Origin of the sequence: Halosolutus amylolyticus (genome assembly GCF_023566055.1) — an archaeon.
Lineage (GTDB): Archaea > Halobacteriota > Halobacteria > Halobacteriales > Natrialbaceae > Halosolutus > Halosolutus amylolyticus.
Genome location: NZ_JALIQP010000001.1, coordinates 1,296,470 through 1,309,251 on the forward strand (window position 1 = coordinate 1,296,470; position 12,782 = coordinate 1,309,251).

General features: G+C 66.9%; 12 protein-coding genes and 1 pseudogene. 10 read left to right on the forward strand and 3 right to left on the reverse strand.

Annotated elements, in window-relative coordinates; genetic code table 11:
• Window positions 1-140 precede the first annotated feature (140 nt).
• From MUN73_RS06300 to yqeB, 7 genes are all read left to right on the forward strand, one after another.
• Window positions 141-1,526 carry a uracil-xanthine permease family protein gene (locus MUN73_RS06300; protein ID WP_250139579.1) on the forward strand — a complete coding sequence of 462 codons (1,386 nt, stop codon included), beginning with the start codon at window positions 141-143 and terminating at the stop codon, window positions 1,524-1,526.
• A gap of 12 nt (window positions 1,527-1,538) precedes the next feature.
• Window positions 1,539-1,661, forward strand: a complete 123-nt coding sequence (locus MUN73_RS22555; protein ID WP_265339103.1) for a hypothetical protein — start codon at window positions 1,539-1,541, stop codon at window positions 1,659-1,661.
• The gene (gene ade, locus MUN73_RS06305) at window positions 1,658-3,328 is read left to right on the forward strand and encodes an adenine deaminase (RefSeq protein WP_250139580.1); all 1,671 of its coding nucleotides are present in this window, start codon (window positions 1,658-1,660) and stop codon (window positions 3,326-3,328) included. Before MUN73_RS22555 ends, ade begins: the two co-directional genes overlap by 4 nt.
• Window positions 3,329-3,471: 143 nt before the next feature.
• Window positions 3,472-3,843, forward strand: coding sequence for a DsrE/DsrF/TusD sulfur relay family protein (locus MUN73_RS06310; RefSeq protein WP_250139581.1), 372 nt, complete (start codon window positions 3,472-3,474; stop codon window positions 3,841-3,843).
• Window positions 3,840-4,193 (forward strand): DsrE family protein, encoded by a 354-nt coding sequence (locus MUN73_RS06315; protein ID WP_250139582.1) that lies wholly within the window; start codon window positions 3,840-3,842, stop codon window positions 4,191-4,193. The genes MUN73_RS06310 and MUN73_RS06315 overlap by 4 nt, the downstream gene beginning before the upstream one ends.
• A gap of 2 nt (window positions 4,194-4,195) precedes the next feature.
• The gene (locus MUN73_RS06320; RefSeq protein WP_250139583.1) at window positions 4,196-4,441 is read left to right on the forward strand and encodes a hypothetical protein; all 246 of its coding nucleotides are present in this window, start codon (window positions 4,196-4,198) and stop codon (window positions 4,439-4,441) included.
• Window positions 4,438-6,015, forward strand: coding sequence for a selenium-dependent molybdenum cofactor biosynthesis protein YqeB (yqeB, locus tag MUN73_RS06325; protein ID WP_250139584.1), 1,578 nt, complete (start codon window positions 4,438-4,440; stop codon window positions 6,013-6,015). Before MUN73_RS06320 ends, yqeB begins: the two co-directional genes overlap by 4 nt.
• Window positions 6,016-6,081: 66 nt before the next feature.
• Here the strand turns inward: yqeB and selD are convergent, their stop codons facing one another.
• Window positions 6,082-7,110 (reverse strand): selenide, water dikinase SelD, encoded by a 1,029-nt coding sequence (gene selD, locus MUN73_RS06330; RefSeq protein WP_250139585.1) that lies wholly within the window; start codon window positions 7,108-7,110, stop codon window positions 6,082-6,084.
• Window positions 7,107-7,361, reverse strand: a complete 255-nt coding sequence (locus MUN73_RS06335) for a sulfurtransferase TusA family protein (RefSeq protein ID WP_250139586.1) — start codon at window positions 7,359-7,361, stop codon at window positions 7,107-7,109. Before MUN73_RS06335 ends, selD begins: the two co-directional genes overlap by 4 nt.
• A gap of 216 nt (window positions 7,362-7,577) precedes the next feature.
• Here MUN73_RS06335 and yqeC point away from each other — a divergent pair, with 216 nt between their 5' ends.
• Window positions 7,578-8,330: a selenium cofactor biosynthesis protein YqeC gene (gene yqeC / locus MUN73_RS06340; RefSeq protein ID WP_250139587.1), complete on the forward strand. Its 753-nt coding sequence runs from the start codon at window positions 7,578-7,580 to the stop codon at window positions 8,328-8,330.
• A gap of 135 nt (window positions 8,331-8,465) precedes the next feature.
• A complete protein-coding gene (hpt, locus tag MUN73_RS06345; protein WP_250139588.1) occupies window positions 8,466-9,062 on the forward strand; it encodes a hypoxanthine/guanine phosphoribosyltransferase in 597 nt (198 codons plus the stop codon).
• A 1,291-nt stretch (window positions 9,063-10,353) separates the two neighbouring features.
• On the opposite strand, the gene MUN73_RS06355 is transcribed toward hpt, so the two are convergent.
• Entirely contained in the window at window positions 10,354-12,594 is a 2,241-nt protein-coding gene (locus MUN73_RS06355) for a glycoside hydrolase family 3 N-terminal domain-containing protein (RefSeq protein ID WP_250139589.1), read from the reverse strand.
• Window positions 12,595-12,710: 116 nt separating this feature from the next.
• Here MUN73_RS06355 and MUN73_RS06360 point away from each other — a divergent pair.
• Window positions 12,711-12,782 (forward strand): annotated as a pseudogene (locus MUN73_RS06360) (IS6 family transposase); the annotation flags it as partial.

Sequence of the window (12,782 nt, forward strand, 5' to 3'; positions counted from 1 at the left end):
GCACCGCACAAATACGCCGTCTTAATACGGATTCTCCATTTTCGGTGGACGACTGTGGTAATACTCGGGAGTGGTGTTGCCAAATGTGGATGTAACAAAGAATTTATCACTCCCCAGGGAGATTTGTACCTTGTTATCCCATGTCATCCAACGATGGGTCCATCGAACTGGCGTACGAGTTAGAAGAGAAACCGCCGACGCTCAAGGCGATCTTCCTCGGCTTACAACACGTCTCGGCGATGTTCGTTCCGACGATCGCCGTGGCCATCATCGTCGCCGGAGCGATCGGGGTCGGGGCCGCCGACACGACCTATCTGATCCAGATGGTGCTGATATTCTCCGGGCTGGCGACGCTCTTGCAGGTGTTCCCGATCGGTCCGGTCGGGGCGCGCCTCCCCATCGTCATGGGGTCGAGTTTCGCGTTCGTCGGTGCGGCGATCTCGATCGGCGGACAGTACGGTCTCGACGCCGTCTTCGGTGCGATCGTCATCGCGGCGCTCGTCGAGATCCTCATCGGCTGGCAGTACAAGCGAGTCAAACAGCTGTTCCCGCCGCTCGTAACGGGCCTCATCGTGATGATCATCGGCCTCTACCTGATCCCGGTCGGAATGGACTACGTGGCCGGCGGCGCCGAAGCCCCCGACTACGGCGCGCCGTATCACCTCGGACTCGCCGGGCTGGTCCTGGCGATCACCGTCGGGATGAACCTCTTCATGGAGGGCATCTGGCGCATCCTCAGCATTCTCATCGGGATCGTCGTCGGCTACGTCGCGGCCGTCGCCATCGGCATCGTCGACTTCACGGCAGTCGCGGAAGCGAGCTGGTTCGCGCTCCCGATTCCCGGTCGATTCGGGTTCGCGTTCGAACCGATCGCCATCCTGACGTTCACCGCGATCCACATCACGGCGGCGATCGAGTCGATCGGCGACATGTCCGGCATCACGGCCGCGGAAGGACGGAACCCGGACGACTCGGAGATCCGCGGCGGCCTGTTCGTCGACGGCATCGGGAGTTCGATCGGGGCCATCTTCGGGGCGTTCCCGCTGACGACGTTCTCGCAGAACGTCGGCATCATCAACTTCACTGGCGTTATGAGCCGGTACGTGGTTGGCGTCGGCGGCGTCGTGCTGTTGTTGCTCGGATTCATTCCCAAGGTCAGCGCCGTCGTCGCGACGATTCCCGACTCCGTCCTCGGTGGTGCGGTGCTCGTCATGTTCGGGATGGTGATGGCGAGCGGTCTGCGGCTCATCTTCCTGAACGAGCGCATGAACCGGCGGAACATGGTCATCATCGCCGTCTCGATCGGACTCGGCCTCGGCGTCGAGGTGCGACCCGAGATATTCGAGGCGATGCCGGAGGGCGTCGACATCTTCTTCGGCAACGCGGTCATCATGACCGCCTTCGCGGCGGTGCTCCTCAACTCGCTCGTCCCGCGCCCGGACGGCGACTACGAGATGGGCCTCGAAGAACCGGTCGACGGCGACGATCCGTCACCCGCCGACCCGACCGTCGTCCAGGAGGACTGACGGAGACGACATATGGCCACCGAATGGACGTTCACGCGGCCCGCGCACGGGCCGACTCCGATCGATCGCCCGGCCGATCGGGTGTCGGCCGCGACGGCCAGCGGGCGGACCGCCACTGCTGGAGGTGACGAATGACTCGCGTCGACACGCTCGTTCGCGGGACGCTCGTCAACGTCAACACGGCCACGCTCGAGGACCGCGCGATCGCGATCGACGACGGGGAGGTCGTGGCGCTCGAGGAGCGGCCGGCGGATCGCGAACTGGAGGCCGAGTACGTCGCCCCGGGACTGATCGACGCGCACAAGCACGTCGAATCGAGCATGGTCACGGTACCCCAGTACGGCGACGCGATGGTGCCTCGCGGGGTGACGAGCGTCGTCCACGACCCCCATGAGATCGCGAACGTCCTCGGCGCGGCGGGCGTCCGGGCCGTCTTCGAGGACGCGACGAAGACGCCGCTGAAGGTCCGGTTCAGCGTCCCCTCGAGCGTTCCGGCGTCGAGCCTGCAGGACGGCGGTGCCACGCTCGACGCGGACGACGTCGTGGCGTTGCTCGATCACGAACACGTCGTCGCGCTCGGCGAGGTGATGGACCTCCCCGCGCTCGTGTCGGGCGAGACGGACCTGCACGCGAAGATCCGGGCCGCCCGGGAGCGCGGGTTGACCGTCGACGGGCACCTGCCCCGGGTGACCGGATCGGACCTGCAGGAAGCCGCGCGCTACCTCGACACCGACCACGAGAGCATCACCGAGGCCGAGGCGCGCGAGAAAGTCGATCTCGGGTTCCGGGTCTACCTGCGCGAGGGGTCGTCGTCGAAGAACCTCGCCGACCTCGTCGGCCTCGTCGACGAGGTTCCCACGCGTCGGCTGTCGCTGTGTTCGGACGATCGAGACGTGGTCGACCTGGTCGAGAACGGCGGCGTCGACTTCGCGGTGCGCAAGGCGATCGACCTGGGCGTCGACCCGGTCGAAGCCGTGCAGATGGCGACGCTCAACACGGCCGAGGCCTACGACCTCCCGTTCGGCCGGATCGAACCCGGCGCGCCGGCCGACCTGGTGTTGCTCGACGATCTCGAGACGTGGGCCGTCGAGCACGTGCTCGTCGACGGGAATCTCGATCCCACGCGTACCGATCGCGACCCGCCGTCGACCGCGCTCTCGACGGGGACCGTCGACTTCGATCCGATCACGGGACGGGACCTGGCGCTCGAGGCCCCGGACTCGTCGACCGAACGCGCCGACGTCCGGGTGATCGACCTCACCGGGGGGATCCAGACCGGCCGCGCGGAGGCGTCCCTGCCGATCGTCGACGGCGCGATCGAACCGCGTCCCGACGACGACGTGCTCTCGATCGCGGTCGTCGAGCGCCACGGTCGCGACGGCGGGATCGGTCGCGGCTTCGTCCGCGGACTCGGCCTCGAGCGGGGCGCGATCGGGTCGACGGTCGCCCACGACGCACACAACTGCGTCGTCGCGGGGACGTCCGTCGACGCGATGGCGCAGGTCGCGAACCACCTCCGGGACGTCGACGGCGGCATCGCCGTCTCCGATCCGGACCGGGACGGCGAGGGGATCGCGGCGGTTCCCCTGCCCGTCGCTGGCCTGATGTCCGACCGGCCGTTGACGGTCGTCTGCGACCAGTTCGAGACGGTGATCGATCGCACCGAGGACCTCGGACTCGATCGGCACGGACTGATGACCCTCTCGTTCCTCGCGCTCGAGGTGATCCCCGAGTACCGGCTGACGAACCGGGGGCTGGTCGACGTCGAGCGCTGGGAGCACGTCGACGTCGTGATCGAGTGACTGGCGACTCCCGGCCGGCGTCTCCGGACCCGCCCAGCCACCGAACGGCCCGTCCGCCTGCGGCCACCCTGCCGATCGACCCGTCCGCTCGCGGTTTTGTGCCATGCTAACTCTTATTATCGCTCTCTGCCAACGTATCGGACATGATCCACGTCGGGTTCTTGCTCACCGGCGGTCCCTTCGACAGCGAACGGTGGCGCACCGCCTACGAACTCGGGCGGGCGGCGCTCGACGCCGGGCACGCGGTCACGTACTTTCACTATCTCGACGGCGCGTACGTCCCCGTCGCCGACCAGCACCTCCCCGACTGCTCGGACGCGGGGCTGTACGACCAGATGCCGACCGAGAAGTTCCAGGAACTGATCGCCGACGGCGCAGAGGTGATCTGCTGTGGGCTCTGTGTCAACGCGCGCGGGATCGACGCCGAGACCGACTACCCGGACGGCGTCGAGGTCGGCCTGCTCCCGGATCTCGCGGACACGATCGGCGAGGCCGACAGGGTGATCTCGCTATGAAGCGCGACGTCGTCGTCATGCTCACCCGGGCCCCGTACGGCCGGGTCCACGTGCCCGAAGGGCTCCGGGCCGCACGCGGCGTCGCGGCCGGCTTCGATCGCCACGACGTCTCGGTCGTGTTCACCCAGGACGGCGTCTACGCCGCTCGCGAGGCGATCGATCGGGACGCGCTCAACATGGCGGGCCACCTCGCCGATCTGGACGCGGAGGACGGCGACCTGTTCGTCGACGCGGCCTCGATGCGGAAACGGGACGTCACGGGCGACGAGATCGCCCCCGACGTCAGTGTCCGATCGGGCGAGGAGGTCGCATCGATGATCGAACGCGCGGACCACACGCTGGACTTCTGACAATGCTCTACCTGATCGACGAACCGATGGCCGAGATCGGCTGTCGAACGGCAGCGACCGACGGCGACGGCATCGTCGTCCTGATACAGGACGGCGTCCTGCTCGATCCGGACCTCGACGTACCGACCCTCGCGGTCGAACGGGACGTCGAGATGCGCGGGGTGACTCTCCCCGAGCGGATCGACACCGTCACGTACGACGAACTGATCGAACTCGTGGTCGACCACGAGGTGACGAGTTTCGTATGACGCTGTTCGACCGCCTCGACGACCTCGTCGAGCGGGGCCGACCGGCCGCGATGCTGACGATCGTCGACAAGGACGGCAGCGCGCCGCGGGACGTGGGCGCGAAGATGCTCGTGACCGCGGACGACGAGTACGGCACGATCGGCGGCGGGACGGTCGAAGGGCTCGCCGTCGACGAAGCCCGCGAGGTGCTCCGCGGCGACGCGGAACCGGGGGTCCGAACGTACGAACTGCGCCCCGGCGGCAACACCGGCATGGTCTGTGGCGGCTCGATGGACGTCTTCGTCGATCGGATCCGCGGTCGCTCCCGGCTCTACGTCGCCGGCGGCGGTCACATCGCGGTCGAACTCGCCGCGATGGGCGAGCGACTCGGCTACGACGTCACGGTCGTCGACGATCGCGAGGGGTACGCGGACCCGGAGCGGTTCCCCGACGAGACCGACGTCGTCCACGGGGGCTACGACGAGGCGCTCGCCGACCGCCCGATGACGTCGGAGACGGCGGTCGCGGTGGCGACGCGAAGCGGGACGTTCGACCAGCAGGCCGTCGCCGCCGCGCTCGACGGCGGCGCTGGCTACGTCGGCCTCGTCGCCAGCGAGGACAAGGCCGCACACGTCGTCGACTCGCTCCGCGAGGACGGCTACTCGCGTCGGGATCTCGTCCGCGTTCGCTCGCCCGTCGGCCTCGACCTCGGCGGCGGCGGCCCCGCGGACGTCGCGCTCTCGATCCTCGCCGAGATGCATCGCGATCGCCACGGGGCGAGCGGCGAGCGCGCGACCCGCCTGACTCTCGAGGACCTCGTCGTCGTCCGGGGCGGCGGCGACCTCGGGAGCGGCGTGGTCTATCGCCTCCACCGGGCGGGGTTCCCGGTCGTCGTGACCGAGACGGCCCGGCCGACCGTCGTCCGCCGCGCGGTCGCGTTCGCGAGCGCGATGTACGAGGAAGCAGTCACCGTCCAGGGAGTGACGGCGCGTCGCGTCGCCGACGTGGACGAGGCGATCGCCGTCCTCGCCGACGACGAGGTGCCCGTCCTCGACGATCCGAACGCCGCCGTCGTCGACGATCACGACCCCCTGGCCGTCGTCGACGCGATCATGGCGAAGGGGAAGACCGACACCGGGACCCGGCGGGACCTCGCGGACGTCGTCGTCGGCCTCGGCCCCGGATTCGAGGCCGGCGAGAACGTGGACGCGGTCGTCGAAACCGATCGGGGCCACGAACTCGGTCACGTTATCTACGACGGGAAACCCAGTCCGTACGACGGCGAACCCGGCGAGCGGCGGGGGTACACCCACGAACGCGTTCTCCGTGCGCCGAGCGCGGGCACCTGGTCGCCAGCCGTCGAGATCGGGGCACGCGTCGAGGCCGAGTCGATCGTCGGGTACGTCGACGACGACCCCGTGGTCACGGAGATCGACGGGCTCGTCCGGGGCCTCGTCCACGACGGCGTCTCCGTCTCCGCCGACGCGAAACTCGGCGACGTCGACCCCCGCGAAGACGTCGATCACACGAAAATCTCGGACAAGGCGCTCTGTCTCGGCGGCGGCGTTCTCGAGGCGGTGCTCAACCGCTCGTGAGCGTCCCCCGAATCGCATTGCCCCGCTCGTGAGCGTTCCCGCATCGACTCGATCGTCTCGCGACCGTTACTCGCGGATCGACTCGATCGTGGGATCGACGAGCGCCGCGCCGGAGCCGTCGGTGACGCGGCCGACCTCGCGATGGAAGACTCCGGCAGTCGAGAGGGCGTCCTCGAACGCCTCGGTCCGCGAGTCCGGGACCGACAGCAACAGGCCGCCGCTCGTCTCCGCGCTCTCTCCGTCCTCGAGTCCGTAGCCGAAGAGCCGCGAGAGTTCGAGCGTCCCGTCGATGACGGGCAGGTGCGTGAGTTCGACGCCGACGTCGGCGTTCTCGGCGAGGACGCGGGCCTGTCCGAGGAGGCCGAAGCCCGTGACGTCGGTCGCGGCCGTCGCGTACTCGCGGGCCGCGAGCATGGCGTCCCTGTTCGGGGTCGTCATCCAGCCGAGCGCCTCGTCGGCGACGTGCTGGACTGGTCGGGGCGTCGCGTCGGCGATCGTCTCGGCGAACTCCCCGTCCCGTACTCGACGGGCGCCCATCGCCGCCTGGGTCCCGAGCGGTTTGGTCAGGTAGAGGCGCTCGGCGGGCGACGCGTCGCTCGTCCGGAGCAGGTGATCCGGCGACGCGGTCGCGGTAACGGACCCGCCGGCGATCGGCCACGGGTTCATGATCGTGTGTCCGCCCCCGACGACGCCGCCCACGTCGTCCACCGCGTCGACGATCCCCTCCAGGATCTCCGTGGCCGCGTCCGTCACCGCTCGCGGGAGGCCGAGCACGACCAGGAACGTCAGGTCGTCGGCGGCACCGGTCGCGAAGGCGTCGCTGGCGGCGTTGCACGCGGCGACGCGGCCGAACGCGTACGGGTCGTCCACGATCGGCGTGAAGAAATCGATCGTCGTCACGAGACTGCGATCGTCCGCGATCCGGCGGGCGCTCGCGTCCTCGCCGACGCCGAACTGCAGGTCCGCCTGCGGGGCCGACAGGCCGACGTCCGCGAGCAACGAGTCGAGGTCGTCCTGCCCGACCTTGCACGAGCAGCCGTGCAGTTCCGCGTACTCGGTCAGGGCCGGCGAGCGATCGGCCGCCTCGTCGGTCATGGGTCCCCCTCGATCGGGTCGTCCGCGGTCGGCCGGATCAGCAACTCGAAGCCGCCCTCGGCGTCGTCGGGTGCCGGCCGATCTTCGACCTCGTAGCCGTGTTTCGTACACGTTCGACGGAGGTTGTGCTCGGCCGGCGGATAGTCGCCGCGAACGAGCAGTTCGTCGCCTGCCTCGAGGTCGCCGAGCCGTCGTCGGACGATGAGCGCGGGACGCGGACACACTTCTCCGGTGACGTCCACTCGTTCCATGCGATACTCTACCGAAGCCGTCCGAATAATTGTGTCGCCGCCGTCGGGTCGTTCGCCCATCACCTCGGGTCGCGCGTCCACGCCGGGTCGGGACGAGCACTTCGGGTCGCGCGTCCACGCCGGGTCGGGACGAGCACTTCGGGTCGCGCGTCCACGCCGGGTCGGGGCGTCCGCGCTCGCCGAAACGCTCATGCTGTCAGCCGGACAGGTGCAGGTATGAACCTCGCCGACGCGCTCGGACTCGGGGACGAGGAACTCGTCTCGTTCGTCGGTGCCGGCGGCAAGAAGACCGCCATGGAACGACTGGTCACGGAGGCGGACGATCGCGAACTCGCGGCGGCCTACACCACGTCGACGCACATGCCGCCACCGGCGGCCCTTCCGCTCGTGCTCGCCGATCCCGATCGCGTTCGGGCCGTTCTGGACGAGGAGACCGCGCCGATCGCGCTGGCGAGCGATCGGATCGCCGATCCGGACCGCGTCGACGAGAAAGTTCGCGGCTACGACCCCGCCGTCCTGAGTTCGCTGTTTCGAGAGGGGGCCGTCGACTGGCTCCTCCTCAAGGCCGACGGAGCCAGAATGCGCGAATTCAAGGCTCCAGGGCCGGACGAACCGCCGATCCCCGAGTCGAGCACTTTCGTCGTCCCGGTCACGTCCGTCCGGGCCGTCGGTCGCCCCCTCACGGCCGACGTCGTTCACCGCGTCGATCGGGTCGAACGCCTGTCGGGGCTCACCGAGGGGGACCCGCTCACGCCGGACGCCGTCGGGCGGGTCCTCGCACACCCTCGCGGCGGACTGAAGCGCGTTCCCGACGACGCGACGGTCGTCCCGCTCGTCAACAAGGCCGACGACGAGAGACTCGAACGACGCGCGAAAGCCGTCCTCTCGGCGGCGCTCGAGCACACCTCGCGGTTCGACCGGGGCCTCGTCTGCTCGTTCGAATCGAACCGGCTCACGATCGTCTCGTGATGGAACTCGACCCGCCCCGTCGTCACGTCAGGAAGCCGGATTCGAACCCATCCCGGTCAGGATCGCGGTCACGCGGCGACTGCTGGCCCGAATCGTCGACCAACATCTTTTATTCCGTCTGCGAGAACTACCGACATGGATAAGCTGGAACGGTCGATGCACGAGGCGCCGATAATCGAGAAGGGCGACTACGAGTATCTCGTGCATCCGATCAGCAACTGCGTCCCGAAACTCGACCCAGCGCTGCTCCGGGAAGTCGCGTCGCGCATCGTCACGACGGCCGACCTCCAGGACGTGGACAAGATCGTCACCCCCGCGGCGATGGGTATTCACATCTCCACTGCCGTCTCCCTGCTCACCGACATCCCACTCGTCGTCATCCGCAAACGAGAGTACGGGTTGGACGGCGAGGTCTCGCTGACACAGCAGACCGGCTACGCCGAGAGCGACATGTACATCAACGACGTCGAAGCGGGCGATTCCGTACTCCTGCTCGACGACATGCTCAGCACCGGCGGAACGCTCCGGGCGATTACGGACGCACTCGACGCGATCGGGGCCGACATCGTCGACGTCGTCGTCGTCATGCGCAAGGTCGGCGGCGAGGACGCTCTCGAGGGCATCGACCACGACGTCACGTCGATTCTCGACATCACCGTCGAGGACGGCGTCGTGACGATCGTCGACGACTCCGTCCCAGCTCCGCGCGGCGATCCCGAACGGACCGAGTAGCACGCGTTCTCCGATCGGGATCCGTGGATTGCCCACCTGCCGCAGAGCGATCGCCATGAGTTGTCTGCTCAATCATATTCAATATCTAAATATATAGTTTATATGTCGTAATTGGGGATCTACTTATCCTAAAGAACGAGTACTAATCGTCTTCCCGTCTCGTTTCCGCACCAGTCGTCGACGATCCGATTCGACTCTCAGTATTCGATTTCTCGACGTTTCGGTGCCTCGAGAGCGATACGATCGTATTTTCCGTATTCACGGTGTTGGATTCAAATTATGAAAGCGCTACCCGTCACTGTTCGGCCTCAAATAGCTGATATTCGGCGTCTGGAGTCACTACTGGCGGTCGCATCCGCAACGTTTCGTACAGACCGCCGATCGTCCATAACGCCCGACTATATAAAATAAGATATACTATATGATTTGCTATCTCTACCGATAACTATCCGTCCAGTGATTACTACGGTCGCCGTGTATCGTAGTCGTGTGGGTTCTGTTCGAACGGTTTTCTAACGCTCGCCCGACTGGCATACAGCCAAGACCAGTCACCGTTACGCGATGGCTTTGCCGTCGGCGAGTCTAGAACGTTATCGGCCAGCCGATATACGTCGTGCGTCATCGCTTGACGTGGGCGATCTACACCGATCGAGCGAAGAATCGCTTGTGTCTCAGTTCAGGATAGTTCGATAGTGGCTCGTCTCACGGAGTCGACATCCGTCTCCAGTACACGATCGGCCCTTCCCGCAGGGGGTCGGCTGAAGCGCTCCCTCCCGGCTGACGAATCCGCATCCGCATGCATACGTGTGTGGCAATCGGGTCCCGGTCGGAGACGCATAGACGCCGCGGTGGATCCGGCCACCGACACAGCGGGCTCACCACCTCGACTACCCGGGCACCCGGGTTCGGCACGATCGGTCATTTACACCAATACGCGTGTAAATGATTTGGCGCGCTCGGCAGGTCGTACTCCCGCCGCAGTGTGGTTCCGGACAACTACGTATAATATATTTGTCTATAGGGGCAACAATAAATATATTTCTTACATTATCGGGTCCTTCTAGTCTCCCTCTTTCAGTCTAGAAAACGCGAAACGAAAAACAGTAAGAGAGTATATGATTCGGGGAATAGTGTCGTTTTGGTTTCGTTCGATCGCGATGGATTCGGATCCACGGCCAGTCTACGCGGTACTGGCGATTGCGGCCGATAGCGGCCGCGTCGATATCGGGTTTCGTAACGAGCGGCGACGAGAAGGAGTTGGTCGCGGCGTCGTCCGTGCAGTGTTGGCGGTTCAGCGATCGCTCGGCCCGACGTCGAGGTCGAACGTCCGGCCCCCGACGAAGAGGCGGAGGTTCCCGGCGTCGACGCGGCCGTCGCGCGACCGCTCGAAGAGCCCGATCCGGTCCGCGCTGATCCGGAGTTCCACGGTCACTCGTTCGCCGGGTGCCAGTTCGACGCGCTCGAATGCCCACAGTTCGCGGACGGGCGTGACGACCGAACTGAACTCGTCCCGACCGAACACCTGGACGACCTCGCTCCCGCGCCGATCGCCCGTGTTGGCCAGCGTGACGCGGACCGTGAGGTCCTCGTCCGGGCTGATCGCGTCGCCAGACAGGTCGATCGACTCGTACTCGACGGTGGTGTAGCTGAGTCCGTGGCCGAACTCGAACAGCGGGTCGTACGACGGCGGGTGCTCGTCGGCACCGATCGGGTGCGGGTGCGGCCGGTGGTTGAAATACGTCGGAAGTGTCGCCGCCGATCGCGGGATCGAAATCGGGAGCCGCCCGCCGGGTTCGGCCTCGCCGAACAGCGTCTCACCGATCACCTCGCCGCCGACTCTGCCGGGGTAGTACGCCATGAGGATCGCGGGCACCGTCTCAGACAGCCACTCGATGGCCAGCGGGCGGCCGGTGACCAGGACCGCGACGACGGGTGTCCCCGTCTCCGCCACTGCGTCGACGAGGTCGCGCTGCGCGTCGGGAAGCGAGAGTTCGTTCCGCGTCGGGAACTCGCCGGTCGCGCCGTCGGTTTCCGCCGCGGGGCCGAATTCGTGGAGGTACCAGTCTTCGCCGAGCGCGACCACGGCGACGTCCGCCTCGGCCGCCCGCTCCGCGGCGGCGTCGATATCGACGGGCGTCGTAATGCCACTGCCTGGTTCGTGGGTCACGACCGTCTCGTCGGCGACGGCGTCGACGATTCCCTCGCGGATCGTCGTCCCGGGAACGCCGGCGTCCGCGTTACAGCTCCACCCGCCGTTCTGGTGGACGATCTCGTCGGCGTTCGGCCCGGTCACGAACACCTCGTCGACGTCGTCGTCGAGGGGGAGCACGTCCCCGTCGTTTTGCAACAGCGTGAGCGATTTCCGAACGGCTTCGCGCGCGACGTCGAGGTGCTCGGGAGCGCCCAGGACGTCTTCGGCCGCAGGGTTCGGGTACGGCTCCTCGAAGAGGCCGAGCGCGAATTTCGCCCGCAACACCCGCTCGGCGCTGGCCTCGATCAGCTGTTTCGAGAGGTCGCCGCGCTCGATCAGGTCCCGGACGTGGCGGGCGTGTTCGCCCCCGGCGACCGACCCGATATCGAGTCCCGCCTCGCGAGTCTGGCGTACGGCCTCGATCGGCGTTCCCGCCGTGCGGTGTTCTTCGTGCAGCTGGCCGATCCCGTTCCAGTCGGAGACGACGATCCCGTCGAACCCCAGCTCCTCGCGGAGGAGGTCGGTCAGGAATCGACGCGATCCGTGGGCCGGTTCGCCGTCGATCGAGTTGTAGCACGGCATCACCGCGCCGACGCCCTCCTCGAGCGCGGTCTCGAACGGCGGGAGGAACACGTTGCGGAGCGTGTGCGAGGAGACGTCGACCGGGGCGGCGTCCTCGCCGCGCGTGGGGTCGCCGTAGGCCGGAAAGTGCTTCGCCGTCCCGAGCACCGAGGACTCGTCGGGGTCCTCGCCCTGGTACCCGCGAACCTCGCTGGCGGCCAGCGTCCCGACGAGGTACGGACTCTCACCGTACGTCTCTCCGGTTCGGCCCCACCGCGGATCACGCGCGACGTCGCAGGTCGGGCTATAGTTCTGGGCGGCCCCGGTAGCGCGCATCTCCGCCGCCGTGATCTCGGCCGTGCGTTCGACGAGTCCGGGAGACCACGTCGCCGCCGCGCCGAGGTTGTTCGGGAACACGGTCGACTCTTTGAGGTACGCGTGACCGTGGATCGCGTCGGCCGCGAACAGCAGCGGGATGCCAAGTCGCGTCTCCTCGACGGCGTGGGTCTGCAGTTGTCGCGCCGCGTCGACCGCGTCCGCGAGCGACTCGTTGGGTGAGCCACCCCAGCCGAAGGGGGCGACCGCGCCGACGTGGTATTCGTCGATTTCGTCGATGACGTCGTCGACGCCGTGGGGCCCCTCGCCGAGCGTCCCGACGTAGGAGCCGGCCAGTTGGCCGATCTTCTCCTCGAGCGTCATCCGGTCGAGCAGATCGGCGACGCGTTCGTCGATCGACAGCGACGGATCTAGGTACGGCTCACCGCCCTCTAGGCTTGTCATGGATGTAGGTATCTGAAACGGCAGTTAATAAGTGTATCCCTGGTGATCGGACTCACGCGCAGGCACTGTCTAGATGAGAGTTTGAGGAATGAGCAGGTGGTGGCGAGAAGTGTCCAATGCAACTCGCCAACCTGCTCAGAGAGACCTTAGACGTGGATTGTGATGAGGTTTGGGAGAACGAGCGCACC